18 protein-coding genes and 1 pseudogene are annotated in these 23,606 nt (G+C 58.6%); 5 read left to right on the top strand and 14 right to left on the bottom strand.

Going from position 1 to position 23,606, the window contains the following annotated elements; all coding sequences use genetic code 11:
• Positions 1–68 precede the first annotated feature (68 nt).
• Together AB3226_RS22275 and AB3226_RS22270 are read right to left on the bottom strand one after the other, a co-directional pair.
• Complete coding sequence (locus AB3226_RS22275; protein ID WP_367374629.1) at positions 69–1,250, bottom strand: CaiB/BaiF CoA transferase family protein; 1,182 nt, start codon at positions 1,248–1,250, stop codon at positions 69–71.
• Positions 1,251–1,397: 147 nt separating this feature from the next.
• A complete protein-coding gene (locus tag AB3226_RS22270) occupies positions 1,398–2,732 on the bottom strand; it encodes a dicarboxylate/amino acid:cation symporter (protein ID WP_367374628.1) in 1,335 nt (444 codons plus the stop codon).
• 340 nt (positions 2,733–3,072) lie between these two features.
• Here AB3226_RS22270 and AB3226_RS22265 point away from each other — a divergent pair, with 340 nt between their 5' ends.
• Positions 3,073–4,077: an AraC family transcriptional regulator gene (locus AB3226_RS22265; protein WP_367374627.1), complete on the top strand. Its 1,005-nt coding sequence runs from the start codon at positions 3,073–3,075 to the stop codon at positions 4,075–4,077.
• 320 nt (positions 4,078–4,397) lie between these two features.
• Here the strand turns inward: AB3226_RS22265 and AB3226_RS22260 are convergent, their stop codons facing one another.
• Both AB3226_RS22260 and AB3226_RS22255 read right to left on the bottom strand, forming a co-directional pair.
• Positions 4,398–4,757, bottom strand: a complete 360-nt coding sequence (locus AB3226_RS22260; protein WP_367374626.1) for a DUF6124 family protein — start codon at positions 4,755–4,757, stop codon at positions 4,398–4,400.
• A gap of 436 nt (positions 4,758–5,193) precedes the next feature.
• Positions 5,194–7,953 (bottom strand): hypothetical protein, encoded by a 2,760-nt coding sequence (locus tag AB3226_RS22255; RefSeq protein ID WP_367374625.1) that lies wholly within the window; start codon positions 7,951–7,953, stop codon positions 5,194–5,196.
• 226 nt (positions 7,954–8,179) lie between these two features.
• On the opposite strand from AB3226_RS22255, the pseudogene AB3226_RS22250 reads away from it, so the two are divergent.
• A pseudogene (locus AB3226_RS22250) lies at positions 8,180–8,299 on the top strand (helix-turn-helix domain-containing protein); the annotation flags it as partial.
• Between the two features lie 321 nt (positions 8,300–8,620).
• On the opposite strand, the gene AB3226_RS22245 reads toward AB3226_RS22250, so the two are convergent.
• The 4 genes from AB3226_RS22245 to AB3226_RS22230 all read right to left on the bottom strand — a co-directional run bounded on the left by AB3226_RS22245 (position 8,621) and on the right by AB3226_RS22230 (position 12,408).
• A complete protein-coding gene (locus AB3226_RS22245) occupies positions 8,621–8,980 on the bottom strand; it encodes a DUF6124 family protein (RefSeq protein ID WP_367374624.1) in 360 nt (119 codons plus the stop codon).
• A gap of 520 nt (positions 8,981–9,500) precedes the next feature.
• Entirely contained in the window at positions 9,501–10,847 is a 1,347-nt protein-coding gene (locus AB3226_RS22240; protein ID WP_367374623.1) for an ATP-binding protein, read from the bottom strand.
• Positions 10,844–11,521 (bottom strand): response regulator, encoded by a 678-nt coding sequence (locus AB3226_RS22235; protein ID WP_367374622.1) that lies wholly within the window; start codon positions 11,519–11,521, stop codon positions 10,844–10,846. Before AB3226_RS22235 ends, AB3226_RS22240 begins: the two co-directional genes overlap by 4 nt.
• Positions 11,522–11,805: 284 nt before the next feature.
• Positions 11,806–12,408 (bottom strand): porin family protein, encoded by a 603-nt coding sequence (locus AB3226_RS22230; RefSeq protein WP_218394119.1) that lies wholly within the window; start codon positions 12,406–12,408, stop codon positions 11,806–11,808.
• Between the two features lie 147 nt (positions 12,409–12,555).
• Here AB3226_RS22230 and AB3226_RS22225 point away from each other — a divergent pair, with 147 nt between their 5' ends.
• Both AB3226_RS22225 and AB3226_RS22220 read left to right on the top strand, forming a co-directional pair.
• The gene (locus tag AB3226_RS22225; RefSeq protein ID WP_367374621.1) at positions 12,556–13,347 is read left to right on the top strand and encodes a dienelactone hydrolase family protein; all 792 of its coding nucleotides are present in this window, start codon (positions 12,556–12,558) and stop codon (positions 13,345–13,347) included.
• A 215-nt stretch (positions 13,348–13,562) separates the two neighbouring features.
• The gene (locus tag AB3226_RS22220; RefSeq protein WP_367374620.1) at positions 13,563–14,288 is read left to right on the top strand and encodes a 4'-phosphopantetheinyl transferase; all 726 of its coding nucleotides are present in this window, start codon (positions 13,563–13,565) and stop codon (positions 14,286–14,288) included.
• A gap of 140 nt (positions 14,289–14,428) precedes the next feature.
• Here AB3226_RS22220 and AB3226_RS22215 read toward each other — a convergent pair whose 3' ends face one another.
• Positions 14,429–16,039, bottom strand: a complete 1,611-nt coding sequence (locus AB3226_RS22215; protein WP_367374619.1) for an ATP-binding protein — start codon at positions 16,037–16,039, stop codon at positions 14,429–14,431.
• On the bottom strand, positions 16,036–16,749 hold the full coding sequence (locus tag AB3226_RS22210; RefSeq protein ID WP_367374618.1) for a response regulator: 714 nt from the start codon (positions 16,747–16,749) through the stop codon (positions 16,036–16,038). Before AB3226_RS22210 ends, AB3226_RS22215 begins: the two co-directional genes overlap by 4 nt.
• A gap of 736 nt (positions 16,750–17,485) precedes the next feature.
• Here AB3226_RS22210 and AB3226_RS22205 point away from each other — a divergent pair.
• Positions 17,486–20,380, top strand: a complete 2,895-nt coding sequence (locus AB3226_RS22205) for a ribonucleoside-diphosphate reductase subunit alpha (protein WP_367374617.1) — start codon at positions 17,486–17,488, stop codon at positions 20,378–20,380.
• Between the two features lie 288 nt (positions 20,381–20,668).
• Here AB3226_RS22205 and flgE read toward each other — a convergent pair whose 3' ends face one another.
• Genes flgE through flgB form a run of 4 tightly spaced genes read right to left on the bottom strand, consistent with a single transcriptional unit; the run spans position 20,669 to position 23,573 of the window.
• A complete protein-coding gene (gene flgE, locus AB3226_RS22200) occupies positions 20,669–21,982 on the bottom strand; it encodes a flagellar hook protein FlgE (RefSeq protein ID WP_367374616.1) in 1,314 nt (437 codons plus the stop codon).
• A gap of 31 nt (positions 21,983–22,013) precedes the next feature.
• Complete coding sequence (gene flgD / locus AB3226_RS22195; protein ID WP_367374615.1) at positions 22,014–22,703, bottom strand: flagellar hook assembly protein FlgD; 690 nt, start codon at positions 22,701–22,703, stop codon at positions 22,014–22,016.
• A 15-nt stretch (positions 22,704–22,718) separates the two neighbouring features.
• Positions 22,719–23,162, bottom strand: coding sequence for a flagellar basal body rod protein FlgC (flgC, locus tag AB3226_RS22190; protein ID WP_007937507.1), 444 nt, complete (start codon positions 23,160–23,162; stop codon positions 22,719–22,721).
• 3 nt (positions 23,163–23,165) lie between these two features.
• Entirely contained in the window at positions 23,166–23,573 is a 408-nt protein-coding gene (flgB, locus tag AB3226_RS22185) for a flagellar basal body rod protein FlgB (RefSeq protein ID WP_008071783.1), read from the bottom strand.
• Between the last annotated feature and the right edge of the window lie 33 nt (positions 23,574–23,606).

The raw sequence follows: 23,606 nt of genomic DNA, 5'->3' as shown, positions 1-23,606 counted from the left end.
CACAAATTTTGTAATCAAAGCTGATCCCTGTGGGAGCGGGCTTGCCCGCGATGGGGCCGATACAGCCGCTAAAGAATTACCCTGGCACGGCGCAATTCCTCGATCCGCTCAACACTAAACCCCAACTCCCCCAACACCTGATCGGTATGCTCACCCAGCCCCGCACCGATATGCCGGGGCTCAGGCAAGCCATCCGAAAACTTCAACGGGCAAGCCATCTGCGCCTGAGTCGAACCATCGCCTCGCGGCACTTCCGTGACCAGTTCCCGGGCCTGTAACTGCGGGTGCCGGAGCGCTTCACCCAGGCTCAACACCGGCTCGACACATGCATCGAGTTCGGCAAACAACGCGCACAACTCGTCAAAGTCATATTTTTCGAATTCAACTTTCAACGCCTCCTTGAGTGCCTGTTGCCGGGCGGGTATGGGCGACAAGCCCTGGACCGCCAGTTCCTCCACACCCAGCGCCGTACACAGCTGCTTCATGAATGCCGGCTCCAGACTGCCCACCGACAACCAGCGCCCATCGCGCGAGCGGTAGTAGTCATAGAAGCTGCCGCCATTGAGCATCTGCTCTTCCCTGCCCGGCTCCACGCCACAGGCCAGATACCCGGCACCGGCCATAGCATTCAGGCTGAAGGCGCAGTCGGTCATGCTCACATCCAGATGCTGCCCCTGCCCTGTCTGTTGCCGCGCGATCACCGCCGCCAGCAGGCCGATCACCCCGTGCAGTGAGCCACCGGCGATATCCGCCACCTGCATGCCCAACGGCACTGGCCCGCTGTCGGCGCGACCGGTGTGGCTCGAAAGCCCCGCCAGCGCCAGGTAGTTGATGTCGTGCCCGGCGCGATCCTTGTAGGGACCGGTCTGGCCATAACCGGTGATCGACACATAAATCAGCTTCGGATTGATCGCCTTCAAGGCTTCATACCCCAAACCCAACCGGTCCATCACGCCGGGACGAAACTGCTCCAGCACGATGTCGTGGTCCTGCAGCAATTGCTTGATCACCTCCAGCGCCTCGGGCTGCTTGAGGTCCAGCGCCAGGCTGCGCTTGTTGCGGTTGAGGTACGCGTGGCTGGCCGACACGCCTTGATCATGCGGCGGCAATACTCGCAGCAGGTCCATGCGGGTCGGCGATTCGATGCGCAGCACTTCGGCGCCCATGTCTGCCAGCAGCAACGAGGCGAACGGCCCCGGTAGCAGTGTCGAGAAATCCAGAACCTTGAGTGATGCCAGTGGACCGAGCATGAGATGTTCTCCAGTGCGATCCCCCAAGCCTAGGCAGCCGAGGACATTGCAGCAATCACCTTATGTGTCAGCGGTGGTGACCGTTGCGCTCAAATCGCAGGCATGAAAAAACCCGCCGAAGCGGGTTTTTCAGTGCAGCCAGAGTGTTTACTTGACGTTGGCCGGGGTTGGGCCTTCAGCCACACCCAGGTCATCTTCCTCGCGAGTATCGGAGATACCGCGACCGCCGGAAGCCAGCTCGACTTGCAGCTTGTCTTCGTCCAGCTCTTTTACCCACTTGGCGACCACGAGGGTGGCCACGGCGTTACCCACAAGGTTGGTCAGCGCACGGGCTTCAGACATGAAGCGGTCGATACCGAGGATCAGCGCCAGGCCAGCAACCGGCAGAGTACCCACGGCCGACAGAGTGGCCGCCAGCACGATGAAGCCGCTACCGGTCACACCCGCCGCACCTTTGGAGGACAACAGCAGCACCAGCAGCAAGGTGATCTGGTGAGTCAGGTCCATCGGGGTGTCAGTCGCCTGAGCGATGAACACAGCCGCCATGGTCAGGTAGATCGAAGTACCGTCGAGGTTGAACGAGTAGCCAGTCGGGATCACCAGACCCACAACCGATTTCTGCGCACCCAGGCGTTCCATCTTGATCAGCATGCGTGGCAGCGCGGATTCCGAAGAGGAAGTGCCCAGCACGATCAGCAGCTCTTCACGGATGTAGCGAATCAGTTTCAGCACACTGAAGCCGTGCGCGCGGCAGATGGCGCCCAGTACAAAGACTACGAACAGGATGCAGGTGATGTAGAAGCAGATCATCAGCTGACCCAGTTGCACCAGCGAACCGACACCGTAGGCACCGATGGTGAAAGCCATCGCACCGAATGCGCCGACTGGAGCGAGCTTCATGATCATGTTGATGATGTTGAACATCACGTGAGCAAAGCGATCGATGAAGTCCAGCACCGGTTTGCCGTAGGCACCCAGGCGATGCAGGGCGAAACCGAAGATCACCGAGAACATCAGCACTTGCAGGATATCGCCGTTGGCGAAGGCGCCGACGATGGTGTTCGGGATCACGTTGAGGATAAAGGCAATGATGCTCTGGTCTTTACCGGCCGAGATGAAGCCAGCGATTTTGCTGGTGTCCAGAGTGGTTACGTCGATGTGCATGCCGGCGCCCGGTTGCACGACGTTGACCACGACCAGACCGATCAGCAAGGCAATGGTGGAGACGATTTCGAAGTACAGCAGCGCATAGCCGCCGGTCTTGCCGACCGATTTCATGTTCTGCATGCCGGCGATGCCGCTGACAACGGTACAGAAGATGATCGGTGCGATGACCATTTTGATCAGTTTGATGAACCCGTCACCCAGCGGCTTGAGGGCTACACCGGTCTGCGGGTAGAAGTGACCGAGCAGGATGCCGATAGCGATGGCAACGATCACCTGGAAGTACAGGGATTTATACAGTGGCTGACGAGTCGTCATTGCAAAGTTCCTCAAGAGTGCCCCAGTAACAACATCCAACTGTTGTCCCTGACACCTCATTTGCGAACCCTCCTGCACTGGAGGGATTTGTTTTGTCGAGCTGCGCGATAGCAGACCTCTGCGGCTTGTATCGCAAGGCCCGTGCCACCTTCGAAAAAAAAGCTGCCAGCCTTGTGACATCAAGGGTTACAGGTTTTTTTTCGTCACCGCCCCATTACAACGATGTGGCGGATATCCGCCCATCAACCAAACCTCGTCCTGCAATTTGGCGGATATCCGCCTTGTTCATCATCGACCGGCACCGCTACTCTCCAATACTCAGTGGACGGACCTGCCCTCTATGCGTGAACGCACCATCGCCAGCCATTTCGCCCGTGCCGCCCTCGGTGGCGCGCGTCGGCGTGGCTATGACTATTCGAGTCTGTTGCAGCAACTGGGGATCAGCCCAGAGTTGCTCGAGGAGCCGCGCGCCCGAATCGCGCCCGAGCAGTTCGCCCGATTGATCCAAGGGCTGTGGCTGGCTCTGGATGATGAATACCTGGGCTTCGGGCTGGCGCCGAGCAAACCCGGCAGCTTCGCGATGATGTGCCACGCGGTGATTCACTGCCGCACGCTGGAGAAAGCGCTCAACCGCGGCTTGTTGTTCTACAGCCTGTTCCCCGGCGCGCCGCGTCTGACGCTGAGCCACGAAGGCGACATGGTTCGCCTGAGCCTCGACGATTCGCTGCTGTGGGACCCGGACCACTTCCTCAGTGAAAGCCTGTTGGTGATCTGGCATCGGTTTGGCAGCTGGCTGATCGGCCAGCGCATTCGTCTGGAGCAGGCCACGTTCAGCTACCCGAGGCCCGAACACGGGGCCGAATACGATTTGCTGTTTTCCTGCCCGCTTGAGTTCTCGAGTGCCCCCGCGCCAAGCAGCCTGCTGTTTCACAGTCGCTACCTGAACATGCCGCTGTTGCAGGACGAACGCACCCTCAAGCACTTTCTCGAACGCTCCCCCGCCGACCTGTTATCACGCCCCGACGAAGGCGACAGCCTGAGCAGCCAGTTGCGCCGCTTGCTCAGCCGCGACAGTGCACACTGGCCGGACCTGGAAGCCGTGGCCGCGCACCTGCACATCAGCCCGCAAACGTTGCGTCGGCATTTGCGCGAAGAAGGCACGAGTTTTCAGGAATTGAAGGATCAGCTGCGGCGGGACATTGCGATTTATCACCTGGGGCGTGCGGATCTGTCGTTGCAGCAGATTGCCGAGCAGCTGGGGTTTTCCGAGCCGTCGGCGTTTCACCGGGCGTTCAAGAAATGGACGGGGTTGACGCCCGGCGCTTACCGCGCGCAAGAGAACTGATTTTTGCGTTGAATTGACTGGCCTCATCGCGGGCAAGCCCGCTCCCACAGGGGGCCATGTTGTTCACAAATTTTGTGTCAGAAGTCGAAACCTGTGGGAGCGGGCTTGCCCGCGATGAGGCCCGAAAGAACACCGCAAAACTTGCAGTTAACCGAGCTGTTGTGGCGAGGGAGCTTGCTCCCGCTGGGTTGCGAAGCGGCCCCAATTCCGGCAATCACGGTTTTTCAGACATACCGCATGCTCAGGCTTTGCGACTGCTGCGCAGCCGAGCGGGAGCAAGCTCCCTCGCCACAACAAGCCACTTTTGCCATAGATCCTGACTAGCCTTGCGGGTCGAGGTTATCCAGCACCCGATTCACCGCCAGCTCGCCGAGCATGACCACCGATTGAATCCCCAACATCATGTTGCGATGTGGCATGTCCACCAATCCGGCGAACTCAGTGAGCATCATGCTCGCTGACGCCAGGGATTCGCAGGCGTTGACCAGCAGGGTTTCGTTATCGACCTTCGCACCCACATGGTAGATGGTGCTGGGTTTGCGCTTGGTGTCTTTGGGGATGGGCGGTTTGAGGTAGTAATCGAGGGCGCGGTCGGCGGCTTCGTGGAGTTTTTGGGAGTCGAGGGATTCGTAGGGGGAAACGTCGTCGGTTTCGGGTGGGTTGGGTGTGATCTTGAACATGGTGAAGCTCCTTATACCTGATGGAGCCACCAGAACCTGTCGCTAAACAAGTAAGGGTGGCGGCTGTACGCAGGTTAGCGAACCGAGAGGTATAAGACCCGGCAGACCCGAGGGTCTCCCGCGCACAGCCGCCATATCGAAACTGCAGACGTTCGCCTGCAGCAAGACTGAAGTGTTGCGCTTATACCTGGTCGGGTCGCTAAACCCGATCGCTGATTTGTCAGCGACCGGGAAACAATAGAGATCCGGCCCAAGGCACACAAGCCGGCGGATTCTGGCGCAGTCGTAGGCAACGGCGCAAGGATGTGTAGCCTGAGTGAGTATCTGGAGGTGTCTTTTTAAACATCTCCGTTTAATACTCACTCAGGCCTCACGGGGTGCAAGATCGGCTAGATAATTAAATGCGTCCGTTTTTCTGTGCTCTGGATCGAATCAATTAATCTGCTGGTCTATTAATCCAATAGTGAACAGCTGTTGTTCCGTTCGCATTGAACGTAGATACACCGAATCGTACTGACGCTCCTAAAGTTCGCGAAATTGTAACCTGACCGTGGTAACTATTTGACGCTGGAATTCCTATGGCGATGGCGAACTGACTTGAACGTCTAGATGCTATTTGCACCCGGCTATCTGCCAAGTTGTTAGCAATCATAGTGCCACCTACCTGACTTATGTACGTTCTTGCATTCGCGAGAGTTAATTGTGGGGTGTATTCGACGTGGGTGACATTCGCCGTTTCGACATCAAATGACTTTTGTTGACCCGCAGTATCGCGAACCACTATTGTCGTTCTGCCATTTCCTTCGCTTCGGACCCTCCCTTTGGCATCGACTGACGCGATTAATGGGTTATGTGACTCATAGGTAATCGTACCCACTCCACCTTTTGCGCTCCGATCTGCAGCTGTGCCGGGGGCATCGTCACCGGTGTAATAAAAATTATATCTGAACGTAAAGTTCTCTCCTTTCAAACTGAGCAGCGAAGGATCCACAATAAGCTCCGGAATATCGGGTTCAGCCTTAACCATATAAGTACGTACAGGAAAAGCCACCGCCGTTAGCAAGTCGCGTGCTCCGGAATAGTTGACCCTGAACGTGATCGTCGCAGGAGTGCCATGCTTGAGTGTTTTAAACCAATCCACCAACGCCTGCCCGAGCGACTGCGTCAGCCCCTGTGTTTCGTTGTGAAGTACACCATCAAGGACATCAAAAAATATCGGCGCACCGCTGTTGTTAAACCCGTCACACCGCAACCACACATACCGCCCCGCCACTTGAAGCAACCATTGCGCAATACTTAACGTATCGCCCGCCACCAGTTGGGTGACATCCAGTTCCGACCCCGTCCGACCCTCAATGGTCGGTGTAGGCAAGCGTGAATCCCCATCCGCAATCCGGTTCACGGTCAACACCAATGGCCCCGATTCGGCAACCGGCTGCTCGCCCTTGATCAACTTCCAGGCCAACTGCGGCACCTTGCCCTGCCAAAGCCCGAGGAAGGTGGCATCGAGGGTGAACAGGGCAAATTTCTGATCCAGCGGTAGATCGACAAACGCGGGCGAACCCGGCAATGGATTCAGCAAATATAGTCGTGCCTTGTCACCGGGAACGGCCGCGGCATGGTCAACTCGTACGCTCACATGCGTATAGCGCAGCGGGTCAAGGGGATTTGTGGCTGGGGAAACCAGCTTGGGTGGCTCCACTGCAATTTGTGTCGCATCACCAAACATCAACTGCAGCAATCCGGAAAACACCTCCACTTCACCCGCATTGGTCACCGTGCATTGCACGGTCAACGGCGTACTGGCGTAGGGGGCGATGTATTTGGCGGGCACTTGGAAAATGATCGGTTGTGCCGGGTCGGTGACGAGCAGTTGGAAAATGAACAGCGTCGCAATCCCGTCTTGATCGGTGGTTTGCCATTTGAGTTTGACGGTCGCGCCAGTTTTCAACGGCCAGTATTCGGCGACCTGCACCGTGGCCGTGGCGGTGTCGACCGGTAGTTTGTTGTCTACCAACGGACTGACAATCGGCGGCCCCAATGTCAGGGACGTACCGGTGAAGGTGGCATCGGCGGGTTTCGAGCGCTGGAGCTTGCCGGCCCTGGTCAAGGTATAGGAGGCCCGCGCCGAACCGCCAATCAGGTTGCGTACCCACTCGTTGGGCACCGGAAAGTCCAAAGCTCTGCTCGCGGCAGCCAACGTCACGCTGAAGGTGCGGGTGGCGGGGTCGCCACCCTTGGTGAGCCCTTCCACGGTCAGCTTGATCAGATCATTTATTGCAAATACCCCGGTGACCAGGATCACCATGGCACCGCCCGCCAGCCCATCGTGATTCACCACATTGTCGGGGTCAGCCTGTTCAAAAATCGGTGCGGCCAGCAACACCATGCCGGGTTTGAAGGTGAGGATGAGTGCATCCGACCAGCCGCTGGAGTTTTCCACGACGTCGAACACCTCCCAGCGCACCACCAGGCTGCTGGTGGGCGCCAGGGTGGCGAGCATTTCTGGTGTCAGTTCAAAGACCACATCCCCCAATTCGGTGACAGTGCTCTCCAGGAGTAAAGACCCGAAGGCAAGCACCACCACGTCACCGATGTGTTGATTGAAATACGCCGGCACGGTCACGAACAGGCCGTCGTTGATCACAGTCTGATCGACGACACTTTCCGAGGCGACGGGCAATTTAAGGCCCTGGTTGAATGGCTTGCCGCCGTCGGTATCCGCTTCGCCCGGCGCCGGGTATTTATAAAGCAACGGAACCGGTGGTGATTCTTCGGTGTTGCCACTCACGCGTTTGATCTCGACCCAGAAGTTCTTGTTCGCTAACTGCAGAGGTGAAAATTTGGCCAGCAGGGTGTCGGCCGAAATATAGAAAGGAATGTTTTTCCCACCCCCTTGAGCATCGAAATGCGCTTCGGTGACCGGGAATTGAGCGACGGGAGTGTTTTTTGTTTCGATGAAAACCTTGATGTAGTCGCCGACGGCCATGTTCAGATAGGCCAGGATGTAAACCAGCAGTCCGTCACGATCACCGTGCACCATGTTGATGTTGATCCCCAACGCACCGTCGTTCTGCGGTTTGAAACCAAGTGGATAGGGGGCGGTGATAGCCAGCACGCCGATGCCGCGATCGGGCGGAAATACAACGACTTGTCCATTGGAAGCAGGGGCAGCGTTGGTGATTGGGCTGTTCATGAATGCGTACCTTCCATAGAGGCGCCTGGCGGTCTGAATGGGCGGCACCGATAGGGTCGATTAGATAGTCGGCAAGCGGGTTTGCCTACTGTCAGATCTGACAGGTACACACAGCTTTAAGACGAGCGGTCGGCGAAGTAGGTGCCTTCGCGGGAACCCTCAAACCACCGGAAAATGAATCCTGAACGCCGCCCCGCCCATCGGCGAATCCCCCAGCGTCAGCGCGGATCTGTCGTTGCAACAGATTGCCGAGCAGCTGGGGGTATCCGAGCCGTCGGCGTTTCATCGGGCGTTCAAGAAATGGACGGGGTTGACGCCCGGGGCCTACCGGGCTCAGGAGAACTGATTTTTGCGTTGAATTGACGGGCCCCATCGCGAGCAGGCTCGCTCCCACAGGAGGCTGTATTGTTCACAAATTTTGTGTCAGAAGTCGAAACCTGTGGGAGCGGGCTTGCCCGCGATGTGGCCCCAAAGAACACCGCAAAACTTGCAGTTAACCGAGCTGTTGTGGCGAGGGAGCTTGCTCCCGCTGGGTTGCGAAGCGGCCCCAAACCCGGCAATCACGTTTTCTTCAGACACACCGCATGCACCGGTTTTACGACTGCTGCGCAGCCGAGCGGGAGCAAGCTCCCTCGCCACAACAAGCCCCTTTTGCCATAGATCCTGACTAGCCTTGTGGATCGAGGTTATCCAGCACCCGATTCACCGCCAGCTCGCCGAGCATCACCACCGATTGAATCCCCAACATCATGTTGCGATGTGGCATGTCCACCAATCCGGCGAACTCAGTGAGCATCATGCTCGCTGACGCCAGGGATTCGCAGGCGTTGACCAGCAGGGTTTCGTTATCGACCTTCGCACCCACATGGTAGATGGTGCTGGGTTTGCGCTTGGTGTCTTTGGGGATGGGCGGTTTGAGGTAGTAATCGAGGGCGCGGTCGGCGGCTTCGTGGAGTTTTTGGGAGTCGAGGGATTCGTACGGGGAAACGTCGTCGGTTTCTGGTGGGTTGGGCGTTACTTTGAACATAGATGAATCTCCAAATCAGAAAAGAGGAGCCATCATCTTTCGCTACCAAACGAAGGGGTGGTGGCCATACGAAGGTTGGTAGACCGGTGACTTGGAAAACCGGCGCGCCCGAAGACGCCCTGCGCATGGCCACCATAAAGACAAAAGCCCAAAAAAGGCCTGCATTCAGGTGGCGCTCTGCGCCAAGTCAAAAACCGGGCTACCAAACCCGATCGCTGTTTTTCAGCGACAGGGAAACGATAGAGCCCGGCCCTTAGGCGCACAAGCCGGCGGATTCTGGCGTAGTCGTAGGCAACGGCGCAAGGATGTGTAGCCTGGGAGAGTATCTGGAAGTGTCGTTTAAACAGTGCTTGTTTATCCGTCTGACACTGAGTCTTGTGGTGGCTGAACCGGCCTCATCGCGGGCAAGCCCGCTCCCACAGGTATCTGCTTTGACCGAAAGATTTGTGAACGACACCGATCACTGTGGGAGCGGGCTTGCCCGCGATGAGGCCCGAAAGAACACCATCAATCCAAGGGATCAAACCACCGGAAAATGAATCCGGAACGCCGCCCCGCCCATCGGTGAATCCCCCAGTGTCAGCTTGGCGCTGTAGCTTTCAATAATGTCCTTGACCACCGCCAACCCGATCCCCTGCCCCGGATGCTGGCGATCCAGCCGCTCGCCCCGCTGCAGAATCCGCGCACGCTGGTCCGGTGGCACGCCTGGCCCGTCATCTTCAACGCACAACTCAATCCCGCTAAGGCTTTCGCGCACGCTGATGCGTACTTCACCGAGGCACAGGCGATAGGCGTTTTCCAGCAGGTTGCCCATCATTTCCAGCAAGGCGCCCTGTTCGATCGGCACGTAACACTGCTGCGGCAGATCAAAAGTGACCCGCACGGGCTTGTCGCGATAGACCTTGCCCAGCGTGTCGCAGAGGCTTTGCAGCACCGGGCGCAGGCGTACCTGATGGCGTACCAGACCGCTTTTGCGCAGGCTCGCGCGTTGCAGCTGATAGCCGATCTGCTGGCTCATGCGTTCGATCTGGGTTTGCAGCACCCAGGCCTGCTCGCGTTCTTGCGGCTTTTGCGCCATGTCTTCGCTGAACCCTTGCAACACCGTCAGCGGGGTTTTCAGGCTGTGGGCCAGGTCGTCGAGGGAATCGCGATAACGGCTGCGCTGTTCGCGTTCGCTGTGCAACAAGCGGTTAAGCGAGCCGGTCAGTCGCAGCAGTTCACGCGGGTGTTGTTCGCTGAGGCTTTCCCGGGTGCCGCTTTCGATCTGGTCCAGCTCCTGGCTCAGCCGACGCAACGCCTGCAAGCCCCAGGTCAGGCCGATCCACAGCAAGGCGAGCAACACCAGCAAGGCTGCGCCGAAACCCAGGTAAAGATTTTCCCGCAGGCCTTCGAGGGTGACTTCATATTCACGCACCGGTTGCAAAGCGACGATGCTGAACGCCGCACTTTTGCCGCCCAGCAGTTTGACCTCGACGTCATAGACGAAGAACTCTTCGCCATTGGCTTCGCGAATTCTCGCGAACTCATTACCGCGCCCGTCGTAACGCGGCTTGTAGTTGATGTTCTCTTCCTGGGTGGCTTTCGAGCGCCAGACCAGATGAGCTTCGCGGTCATAGATGTAACCAAGCAAATGGCTGTCGGTCAGGTTGAAACGCTCATCAGGCAACTGCGCCGGCATCTGCAAGCGGTTGTTATCCACCCGCGCGGCGGAGATCAGCGTGGTGACGTCCGACGCCAGGCGTTGTTCGATGGAATCCTGCAACGCCAGGCTGAACGCGCCCTGCATCGCTGGCAGCAACGCCAGCATGAACAACACCGCCAGAATCGTGGCGGCGAGCATCAAGCGGACACGAAGGGAACGAATCAAGTGCAGCGCTCGTTGAACAGGTAGCCGAGGCCACGCACGGTATCGATCGGCTTGAAGCCGGCCGGGCCTTCGAGTTTGCGGCGCAAGCGGCCGACCAACACTTCGATCACATTCGGATCGCGCTCGCCGTCATCCGGGTAGAGCTGCTCCATCAAGCGGTCTTTGGCCACCACTTGCTGGTGATGGCGCATCAGGTACTCGAGGATCCGGTATTCGTAGGCGGTCAACGCCAGCGGCTGCTCATCGAGGGACGCCTGCTTGCGATTGAGGTCCAGCAACAAGGGACCGGCGACGATGGTCGACTGGGTGAAACCGCTGGAGCGGCGCAGCAAGGCATTCAGGCGGGCGTCCAGCTCTTCGAACTGGAACGGCTTGACCACGTAGTCGTCGGCACCGGCGGCGAGGCCTTCGACCTTGTCTTGCCAGTTGCCGCGCGCGGTGAGGATCAGGATCGGGAAGGTCTTGCCTTGGGAGCGCAGCTGACGAATCAGGTCGAGCCCGCCCATGCCCGGCAGACCGAGGTCGATCACCGCCAGGTCATGGTTGAACTGCTCGGCCTGGTACAGCGCCTCCTCGGCGTTGGCCACGGACTCGACCACGTGGCCGCTATCCGTCAGGCGGGTTTGCAGGTGATGGCGCAACAGCGCTTCATCTTCGACGACCAGCAATTTCATAACGCTCTCCTGGGCAAATCAACATCTCCAAAGGCGCAACACATACAAAGGCATGCGCACCTCGATGGCTAACATGGCGACGCCGGATCAACCTTGGGTTGATCCGGCGTGTGCACTAATGCCAGTCAGTTCGACCGCAGAACCTGTGGGAGCGGGCTTGCCCGCGATAGCGATCTGCCTGACACATCAATGGTGAATGTGCTGCCGTCATCGCGGGCAAGCCCGCTCCCACAGGGATTGCGTTTAACAGACGGGCCTCGGCGCATACCCTCACGAAACGCTTTTTAGAAAGCGTAGTTGGCGGACAGGTAAGTCTGGGCGCTGCTGGTCAAATCCAGCGAGCCCTGTTTGCTGCCGCCGCGCTCGCTCATCTCGGTGCTGGCGTTGCTGCGCAGGTAACGGTAACCCAGCTCGACCGAGGTGTTTTGCGAAACTTGCTGCAATACACCAACCTGGCCGCCAATGGCGTAACCGATGTCGCTGTCGCGGCTGAAGCCTGGCGAATCCTGGGTCAGTTTGGTCAAACCAGCCGTGGCACCACCGAACAATTTGGTGCTGCCACCCACCGGGTAGAACAGATCGTAGCTGCCCAGCAGGTTTTCCTGACGCAGTTTAATGCCATTGTGCGAGCCCGACACGTTGTCGTAAGTGGCGTAGTAGCGGCCCTTGCTGTCTTGCTGGCCCAGACGCACACCCCAGGTGTTGTCCTTGCCGATCACGCCGTCGGCGTTCGGGTGGTTGAGGTTGTCGTTCAGGGCGCTGGATTTTTTAACCTTGTCGCTGGTCTGGCCAAAGGTCAGCCCGGCGAAATTGGTGGTATCGGCGTGGGCCGCAATACTGGCGCCCATCATGGTGAAAGCCAGAAACAGTTTTTTAAAAGTAGTCATTCGGGAGTTTCCTCATGCGCTATGTGCTTTTTGGGTACGGGGCAAGGTTACGCACCCCTCCCTGTACTGCCCCTGAACGCACTCTGAACCTGAGCTGAATCAAATCGACTACGCTGTTCAGACAACTCTTAATAAGGAGGTTTGATCATGCGCGCGTTTCTCGCCCTCGTATTACTGGCTCTGAGCGGGGCCAGCCAGGCCGCCATCCAGACCCAGGAAATTCCCTACCAGAGTGCCGATGGCACCAAGCTGATCGGCTATTACGCCTACGACAACGCCATCAAAGGCCCGCGTCCGGGCGTGGTGGTGGTACATGAGTGGTGGGGCCTCAACGATTACGCCAAGCGTCGCGCCCGTGATCTGGCTGGTTTGGGTTACAGCGCGCTGGCGATCGACATGTTTGGCGACGGCAAGAACACCGAACACGCCAAGGACGCCATGGCCTTCATGCAAGCAGCATTGAAGGACAGCGCAGCGGCCAGTGCACGGTTTCAGGCCGGGCTCGATTTACTGAAGAAACAACCACAGACCGATCCGGACAAACTGGCGGCCATCGGTTATTGCTTCGGCGGCAAGGTGGTGCTGGATGCGGCGCGTCAAGGCGTGCCGCTGGCAGGCGTGGTGAGTTTCCATGGTGCGCTGGTGACCAATACGCCAGCGACGCCGGGCAGTGTGAAGGCGAAAATCCTGGTGGAGCATGGCGCCCTGGACAGCATGGTCACGGCGGAAAACGTGGCAGCGTTCAAGACGGAAATGGACAAGGCCAAAGCCGACTACAAGTTCGTCACCCTTGAAGGCGCCAAGCATGGGTTCAGCAATCCCGAGGCGGATCGCCTGAGCCATGGCGACCATGGCGGGCCGGACATTGGTTACAGCAAGACCGCGGATGAAAAGTCGTGGGCGGACATGCAGGCGTTTTTCAAGAAGATATTTAGCTGACACACCGACAGCACTGAGCCGAGCATTGCTCCCTGTGGCGAGGGAGCTTGCTCCCGCTGGGCTGCGAAGCGGCCCCAAACCCGGCAATCACGTTTTTCAGACACACCGCATTCACCGGTTTACGACTGCTTCGCAGCCGAGGGGGAGCAAGCTCCCTCGCCACAAAAGCGCTCAGCTACTACCCAGCCTCAAGGCAACCCGGCAAAATGCCGGTCATGAATCCCGTCCCCGCCCTACCCGTCTGCTGTACCCCACTCGACGCCCATTGGCCGCTGCCGTTTGTGCTGCCCGATACGGTCTTGTTGGGTACCCACTTCGATACCAAACAACTGGCCAGCGATGACTTCCAGCGCAGCGCCATCGAGCCGCCTGCGAGCATTCAGCGTTCGGTGGCCAAGCGCCAAGCCGAGTTTCTCGCCGGGCGAGTCTGCGCTCGGGCGGCGTTGCAACAACTGGAAGGGCTGAGTTTCATTCCGGCGATTGGCGAGGACCGCGCACCGGTGTGGCCGGCGCATATCACCGGTTCGATCACCCACAGCACCGGCCGGGCCGCGGCGATTGTCGCGAACAAGGCGCACTGGCGCGGCTTGGGGATGGACCTGGAAAACCTGCTCGACACGGAGCGCGCCGAACGCCTGGCCGGGGAAATTCTCACCGGGCCTGAGTTGCAGCGTATGGCTGGCGGCGCTCGTGATCAATTGGCACTGTGGGTGACGCTGACGTTTTCGGTGAAAGAAAGCCTGTTCAAGGCGCTCTACCCGATTGTGCAGAAGCGCTTCTATTTCGAACACGCCGAAGTGCTGGAGTGGAGCGCGGGTGGTGAAGTGCGATTGCGGTTGCTGACTGACCTGTCCAGTGAATGGCGTAGCGGCATTGAGCTGGATGCGCAGTTTGCAGTGATGGATGGGCAGTTGTTGAGTCTGGTCAGTATCAAGGCCTGAAGGCTTTCAGTGTCCTTTAGGGCCTCATCGCGGGCAAGCCCGCTCCCACAGGGTCCGTGTCGTACACAAAATCTGTGAGCATCACTGAAACTGTGGGAGCGGGCTTGCCCGCGATGAGGCCCTAAAGCACACCAACAATCTCAACGCCGCTCCTGATTCCTCGGCCAGCTCAAACTGAAACAGGCCCCGCCCAGGCTTTTGCTCTTGCCGATCAATGCTCGCCCGTCATGCCAATGGATGATCCGCCGCACGATCGATAACCCCAACCCATGCCCGCCCGAGGCGCGGGTGCGGCTGTCATCGAGGCGCAGAAACGGGGTGAAGATTTTCTCCCACGCGGTTTCCGGCACACCCGGTCCGTCATCCTCGACATCCACCCGACAGCGCTGCTGCCCCACCTGATAACTGACGGTCACCCGTGAATGAGCATGGCGCATGGCGTTGCTCACCAGGTTCTGCAACGCCCGGTGCAAGTAACGCGGCTCGGCCTCGACCCAGGCGTCGTCGCAATCGGCGGCCGACAGGCACAAGCCTCGCTGTACCGTGACCTCGGCGCGCAGTGGCGCCAGTTCTTCGATCACCTGATTGACCAGCGCATCCAGATCGATCCGCTGAAAGTTCAGCGCCGGCGAACCTTGCTCCAGCCGCGCATAGGTGAGCATCTCGTCGACCAGCCGATCGAGGTCCTCGATGTCGTGATCCATCCCTTCGCGGTATTTTTCCAGCGCCTCAGGCGTGGTGGCCGAGCCGATCATCTCCAGGCCAAAACGCAAACGCGCGACCGGTGTGCGCAGTTCATGGGACACGGCACGCACCAGTTCTCGCTGAATCGCCAACAATTGCTGCAAGTGCTCGGCCATGCCGTTGAACGCCGAGGCCAGGCGCCCCACCGAGTCCGCGCCGCGTGCCGGTACGCGAGTTTCCAGGCTGCCCTGGGCGATCCGTGTGGCGGCGGCTTCCAGACCGCGCAAACGGCGCTCGAGTTGACGCACCAACAGATAGACGATCAAACCGATCAGGCTCAGGCCGAGAGCCGCGATCAGCACCAGCCACTCGGGCGGGTAAGGATTCATCTGATACAGCGGGCCGATTTCCAGCACCCACGGCGTACCGACCATGCCGGCAAACACCCGGATCGAGTCACCGCCCTTGCCCAGCGCCATTACCGTGTCGCCTTCGGATACACGGCGGCTCTGATCTTCGTCCATGTCGGCCTGATCGATCGTGACCAATTGCAGATCGAAGCCGAAACCCTTCTCTTCCTTTAATTGCGCCAGACGCTTGGGCTGCTCGGCCACCGGGTAGCGCACCAGTTCGTCAGCCAGCAGATAAATGGTCGCTCGCGCCAGTTGCTCGCTGATCTGCTGGACTTCCCCCGTAAGCACCAGTTGTTCCTTGTCGCTGACCAGGCGATAAACCTTCGCCGCGTGCGGACCGGTCTGCTCCACCAGGGCCTGGCCGCGCAGCACGCGGGTGCGCTGGGTGAGGTCGAGGTCGGTTTGGGGGAATGTCTTCAGCGCCAGCGGAATCCCGAGCAAGCGCTCCCACACCAGCAAGGCCCGATGGCGCTCGGTTTCGTTCATCGGTTGCAGGTTGTCGGCCATCAGCGAGAACGTGCCGTGGGCCAGGCGCTCACGGTATTGCTCGCTGCGCACCTGATTGAGCAAGTGCAAGGCCAGCACGCCGAGCACGGCCACCAGAATCAGCGCCGCGCACATGCCGCCGTAGATGCGCAGGAAGATCGAGTTCACAGGGTGCAGGCTTCCGGAACGAACAGATAGCCTTTGCTGCGGATGGTTTTGATCAGTCGCGGATGCTCCGGGTCATCGCCGATCTTCGGCCGGATGCGTGAAATGCGCACGTCGATGGAGCGGTCCTGGCCGTCATAACCGATACCGCGCAGTGCGGTGAAAATTTCTTCGCGAGACAGAATACGCCCGGCGTTGGCCACCAGCAGCCAGAGCAAATCAAACTCGGCGCTGGTCAACTCGATGCCTTTGTCATGCAGCCAGGCCTCGCGCAACGCGTTGTCCACCACCAGCGGGCCGAACTGCAGACGCCGTTGTTTCTCCGGAGCGGTTTCAGGGGTTTCACTGCGCCGCAACAAGGCCTGGATGCGCGCCAGCAGCAGGCGTGGGCGAACCGGTTTGCAGACGTAGTCGTCGGCGCCGAGGTCCAAGCCGAGGATTTGATCGGTGTCATCGGTGCGCGCGGTGAGCATCAGGATCGGGCCGTCATACTTGTCGCGAACCTTGCGGCAAATGCTCAGGCCATCTTCGCCGGGGAGCATCAGGTCGAGGATCACCAGGTCCGGTTTTTCCTTGATGATGCGTGCCGCGGCAAGGGCGCCGTTGCCCTCGATCGAGACGCGCAGGCCATTGGCTTCGAGGTAGTCGCGGGTCAGTTCGGCCAGACGCTGGTCGTCCTCGACAATCAATACCTGCCAGACTTCTTGCTCCACGGTGACCTCTGCTTGCCAACATCACTTTATAGGGAAGGATCCGCCCGTCTTTTTGTAATGATTGGGGAGGATAAGAATGCATCTGCATTGGCCGATTGTATAAACGGCGCACGTCTGGAACACAAGCGCGTAAATGCGTTCGGACACAGCGGTTTTTTGTGATAGGGTTCGCGCCCTTAAAAATCCGAATGACTGTTTTCAATCGCTGAAAATCAGTGAAAAACAGTCCGCTCCAGCTAGGTCGCGGCCTACACGCTTGTTCCACCTTTCACACACAATTTACGCACAGGTTTATCCACAGGTAGTACGTTGCAACACCCTCAAAAACGCATTATCTTGTACCTCGGCGCTAAAAAAACCCTACATGTAGGGTTTTCACTAAAAAGCCCAACCACATTTCAGACCAGAAACTCAAGCGCTTTATTGCCTGTTTATGGTTGAACCAAGCACGATTTTACAAGCCCAAACCGCCTGTGCGGATGGCACCGTTTTTTCAGGCCAGAACAGCCAGAACGGTACGGGTGTTGCAGTCAAAACTGGCACCCCAGAAAGGAATCCGGCTTCGAGCCCAGGCTCGCGGCCAAAGACTTCGGCAAGGAAGCGGCATCATTAGCCTTTTTCCTACTGTCCCGAAGTTGTTATGCCCGACGCCACGTCGGTTGTAGTGCTTCAGGACAGAACGGTGGGCACCGTGATGGTGCCCAAACAAACATAGAGAATGTGGAGACAACCCCCCATGCAAACCGACACAACTCGCGAGAACCCGCAGGGCACCTTGCCGCAGGCCGCCGATTCGAATTCGGATCTGTCCGCCACCGCGCCTGGCCAACTGCGCGTGATCAAGCGTAACGGGACTGTCGTTCCTTACACCGATGACAAAATCACCGTCGCCATCACCAAAGCGTTTCTTGCAGTTGAAGGCGGCACCGCTGCCGCTTCGTCGCGCATCCACGACACCGTTGCCCGCCTGACCGAACAGGTCACCGCGACCTTCAAGCGTCGCATGCCATCGGGCGGCACCATCCACATCGAAGAAATCCAGGACCAGGTCGAACTGGCCCTGATGCGTGCCGGCGAGCAGAAAGTTGCCCGCGACTACGTGATCTACCGTGACGGTCGTTCCAAAGAACGCGCTGCCCACGCACCGGCCGAAGAAGCAGTTAACGCTCACCCGTCGATCCGCATCACTCGCGCCGATGGCAGCCTTGCACCTCTGGACATGGGTCGTCTTAACACCATCGTTACCGAAGCGTGCGAAGGTCTTGCAGAAGTCGACGGCGACCTGATCCAGCGCGAAACCCTGAAGAACCTGTACGACGGCGTGGCCCTGACCGACGTCAACACCGCTCTGGTGATGACCGCCCGTACGCTGGTCGAGCGTGAGCCGAACTACTCGTTCGTGACTGCTCGCCTGCTGATGGACACCCTGCGTGCCGAAGGCCTGAACTTCCTGGGCGTCGCCGAGAGCGCGACCCACCACGAAATGGTCGATCTGTACGCCAAGGCGCTTCCAGCCTATATCGCGAAGGGTATCGAATTCGAATTGCTGAACCCGGTTCTGGCGACTTTCGACCTGGAAAAACTCGGCAAGGCAATCAACCACGAGCGCGATCAGCAGTTCACGTACCTGGGCCTGCAAACCCTGTACGACCGTTACTTCATCCACAAGGACGGTATCCGCTTCGAACTGCCGCAGATTTTCTTCATGCGCGTGGCCATGGGCCTGGCAATCGAAGAGAAGAACAAAGAAGACCGTGCGATCGAGTTCTACAACCTGTTGTCGTCCTTCGACTACATGTCGTCGACCCCGACCCTGTTCAACGCCGGTACTTTGCGTCCACAGCTGTCGAGCTGCTACCTGACCACCGTGCCGGATGACCTGTCGGGCATCTACCACGCGATCCACGACAACGCCATGTTGTCCAAATTCGCAGGCGGTCTGGGCAACGACTGGACCCCGGTTCGTGCGCTGGGCTCGTACATCAAGGGCACCAACGGCAAATCCCAGGGCGTTGTTCCGTTCCTCAAAGTAGTGAACGACACCGCCGTTGCCGTTAACCAGGGTGGCAAGCGCAAAGGCGCTGTCTGTGCCTACCTGGAAACCTGGCACATGGACATCGAAGAGTTCATCGAACTGCGCAAGAACACCGGTGATGATCGTCGTCGTACCCACGACATGAACACCGCCAACTGGATCCCTGACCTGTTCATGAAGCGCGTCTTCGATGACGGCCCGTGGACCCTGTTCTCGCCATCCGAAGTTCCAGACCTGCACGACCTGACCGGCAAGGCTTTCGAAGAGCGTTACGAGTACTACGAAGCCCTGTCCCAGTACCCAGGCAAGATCAAGCTGTTCAAGACCATTCAGGCCAAAGACCTGTGGCGCAAAATGCTGTCCATGCTGTTTGAAACCGGCCACCCATGGCTGACCTTCAAAGACCCGTGCAACCTGCGCAGCCCGCAGCAGCACGTCGGCGTGGTTCACAGCTCGAACCTGTGCACCGAAATCACCTTGAACACCAACAAGGACGAGATCGCCGTTTGCAACCTGGGCTCGATCAACCTGCCGAACCACATCACCAACGGCAAGCTGGACACCGCCAAGCTGGAACGCACCGTGAACACCGCCGTTCGCATGCTCGATAACGTTATCGACATCAACTACTACTCGGTGCCACAAGCGAAGAACTCCAACTTCAAGCACCGTCCGGTCGGTCTGGGCATCATGGGCTTCCAGGACGCTTTGTACCTGCAGCACATCCCTTACGGTTCGGACGCTGCCGTCGAGTTCGCCGACAAGTCGATGGAAGCGGTCAGCTACTACGCGATCCAGGCTTCCTGCGACCTGGCCGATGAGCGCGGCGCCTACGAGACGTTCCAGGGTTCGCTGTGGTCCAAAGGCATCCTGCCGCTGGATTCGCAACAGATCCTGATCGAGCAGCGTGGCCAGAAGTACATCGACGTTGACCTGAACGAATCCCTGGACTGGGCACCGGTTCGTGCCCGTGTGCAGAAAGGCATTCGTAACTCCAACATCATGGCCATCGCACCGACCGCGACCATCGCCAACATCACTGGCGTATCGCAGTCGATCGAACCGACCTACCAGAACCTCTATGTGAAATCGAACCTGTCGGGCGAATTCACCGTGATCAACCCGTACCTGGTTCGCGACCTGAAAGCTCGCGGCCTGTGGGACTCGGTCATGATCAACGACCTGAAGTACTACGACGGTTCGGTACAGCAGATCGAGCGCATTCCGCAAGAACTCAAAGAGCTCTACGCAACTGCGTTCGAAGTGGACACCAAGTGGATCGTTGACGCGGCCAGCCGTCGTCAGAAGTGGATCGACCAGGCTCAGTCCCTGAACCTGTACATCGCCGGCGCTTCGGGCAAGAAGCTGGACGTGACCTACCGCATGGCTTGGTACCGTGGTCTGAAAACCACCTACTACCTCCGTGCCCTGGCCGCGACCAGCACTGAGAAGTCGACCATCAACACCGGTAAGCTGAACGCTGTTTCCAGCGGCGGCAACCACGGCGACGATTCGGTTCTGGCAGCGCCTGCCGGTCCGGCGCCAGTGCCTAAGGCCTGCGCGATTGACGAGCCGGATTGCGAAGCTTGCCAATAAGCTGAGCGGGTGAGCGCTGAAAGGCGCTTACCTCGATAACCCCCGATCAGTCCTCTGGATTGGTCGGGGGTTTTCTTTTGCCTTGATGAATGTGGTAGCGGGTCTGACGCCATCGCGGGCAAGCCACGCTCCCACAGGATTTTGCGTTTTCATGGTTTCCACTAACGACACAAAACCCTGTGGGAGCGGGCTTGCCCGCGAAGGGGCCAGCACAGACAACCACTGACAAAAATCCCGGCCATAAAAAACCCCTCTTGCGAGGGGTTTTTTATGCAGCGATACCCAGTATCAGGTCATCTGAATGATGGTCTGCATGATGGTGCTCTGGGTGGAGATGGTCTTGGCGTTTGCCTGGTAGTTGCTCTGCGCCTTGATCAGGTCAACCAGTTCGTTGGTCAGGTTAACGTTGGACTCTTCCAGGGAGTTGGACACGACCGAACCCAGGGTACCGGTCTTCGGCGCATCGACGCCGGCCACGCCGGACGCAAAGGTTTCTTTCCAGCGGGTACCGCCCACTGGCTGCAAGCCTTGCTCGTTGGCGAAGCTGGCGACCGCCACCTGGCCGATAGCCTTGGTTTGCTGGTTGCTGAAGTTGGCTGTCATGACGCCACTGGCGTCGATGGTCAGGCTGGAGATCTGGCCAGTGGCGTAGCCGTCCTGGAATTGGGCGGTACGAGCGGTTGGCGAGTTGTAAGAGGTGGTCAACGCCATGTTGAACGCAATACCACCCGTGGCCGCGACGGAACCGTTCGGGCCCCAGGTCACAGGAGTCGTTGCGGCGTTGGTCACGGCACCAGGCACCCAACCGGTCATGGTCAGCGTGTTGCCAGTCTGGGTCCAGCCAGCACCCGCCGTCAGCGTATTGATGCTGCCGTTGGAGTTGAATGTGATGTCGGCGGTGATCGCCACTGGAGGCGTGGTTGCAGGGTTGGCCGGGGAACGACCGTCCATGTAAGTGTGAACACGCCAAGCGTTGGTACCCGTTTTCACGTAGTACTGATCCATGGTGTGCTCGTTACCCTGGCTATCGTAGACCTTGGTAGAAATGGTCTTGTTATAGCTGTTGGTATCGGTGGGACTGAACGGCGTCACCGTCGGCGTTGTTTCAGCCGAGTTCAGGTTCATCGTCTGATCAACCTTGGTCGTCGGGTTCGGTTTCAGACTCGAAGTATCGATCTTCAAGTCAGTCAACACGCCGTTGATGATCTTGCCGTTGGCATCGACGCCATAACCCTGCAGACGGTTGCCGTTGTTATCAACCACATAGTTTTCAGCATCGGTCTTGAACGCACCGGCACGGGTGTAGGTCAGGGAACCGTTGTCGCTGAGGATGAAGAAGCCGTTGCCCTGGATGCCCATGTCGAGCACGTTGCCGGTGTTGTTCACGTCGCCCTGGCTGAACTGCTGGGAAACGTTGGCCAGACGCACGCCATTACCAATGGTCTTGCTGCCGGTACCCAGGCGAGTGGCCGAGTACACGTCTTCGAATTCTGCACGGGACGATTTGAAACCGGTGGTCGCGACGTTGGCGATGTTGTTGCCGGTCACGTCCAGTTGTTTGTTGGCTGCATAGAGACCGCTAAGGCCGATATTGAAAGACATATTCCACTCCTTTGTGCCGTGCTAGTCGGCTCTATATACCAATGGTTTGAACTTTGGACAGGGCAACGCTGCCCATGCCTGCCAGGTTCAGCATCAACTCACCGCCGGTCTGGCTGATGGTCACGCTGTTGACCGTTGCCGGCAGGTAAGTAATCAGTGAGGTGTTCGTGCCGTCGATGGTGGTCGTCGCGCCGAAGGTGTAAGTACCCGCCGGTGCCACCGCACCCGCATCGTCCTTGCCGTCCCAGATGAAACTGGCGTTGCCGGCGCTTTGGCTGCCCAGGTCGAGGGTGCGGATGGTTTTGCCTTCCGAGTTGGTGATCTTGACGGTGGCGGCGGAAACCGATGTCGGTACCACGACGGTACCGTTGAGGCTCTTGGAGGTGTCAACCATCGTTTTGTCGGTCTGCGCGATAACCGAACGACCCACCAGCGAAGAAGCCTGCAAGGCTTGCGAGGAGCTGTAGCTGCTGGCAAGGCCGCTGACGGTATCATTGAGCGTGGTGATACCTTCCAGGCTACTGAACTGCGCCAGCTGTGCCACGAACTCGCTGTTGTCCTGAGGATCGAGCGGGTTCTGGTTTTTCAGCTGGGTAACCAGCAGTTGCAGGAACGCGTCTTTGCCCAGTTTCTGCCCGCCGGTAGCGGCCGAGGTCAGGCTGTCTTTGGTGGTAGGGGTCTGGACCGAAGAGTTGGCCAGAACATCGCTGATAACGCTCATATGAATCGCCTCTTATCACTGACCGAGGGTCAGGACCTTCTGCATCATGGTTTTGGCGGTGTTCATCATTTCGGCGTTGGTCTGGAACGAACGGCTCGCGGAAATCATGTCGGCCATTTCTTCGACGACATTGACGTTCGGGTAGTAGACGTAGCCCTTGGCATCGGCAGCCGGATGGTTCGGCTCATAGCGCGCTTCAAGGTTGCTCTGGTCTTCGACCACGCCCAGCACTTGCACGCCTTGACCGGCCGCGTCCTGGTTCTGGAACAGCGAATCGCTGCCGCCGCTCTGGCCGCCCTGGAACATGGTGGCGAACACCGGGTGACGGGCACGGTAGGTCTGGTCGATGCTCGACGAGACGGTCTCGGCGTTGGCGATGTTCGAGGCGACGGTGTTCAAGCGCGTGGTCTGAGCACTCATGCCGCTACCGGCAATGTTGAAAACACTGGATAGGGACATGGATTACTCTCCGCGCAGGGCTGACACCAGCCCTTTGAATTTACTGTTGAGCAGGGTGAAGCTGGCCTGGAAGTTGACCGCGTTTTCCGCGTAGTTCGACTGTTCCAGCTGGGCGTCCACGGTGTTCTGGTCGATCGACGGTTGCATCGGCGTGCGATACATCAGCGACTCGTCGCCATTACCCATGCCTTCAGCTTCGATGTGACGGCTGTTGGTCATGTTCAAGGCGAACTTGCCGTTTTTGGTTTTCTCGTTCTGCTCGGCGAGCACTTTCGAGAAGTCCAGATCCCGAGCCTTGTAGTTCGGGGTGTCGGCGTTGGTGATGTTGTTGGCCAGGACTTCGGCACGCTGGGCGCGAAAGCCCAAGGCTTGTTCGTGGATACCGAGCGCTTTATCGAAGCTGATGCTCATGTCGGGAAACCTTCGGGTGACCTGATTTTTCGT

It is taken from the genome of Pseudomonas lini, from assembly GCF_964063345.1.
GTDB lineage: Bacteria > Pseudomonadota > Gammaproteobacteria > Pseudomonadales > Pseudomonadaceae > Aquipseudomonas > Aquipseudomonas lini_B.
The sequence above is the reverse complement of the archived record's forward strand: the minus strand, read 5'-3'. Positions and strand labels throughout refer to the sequence as shown.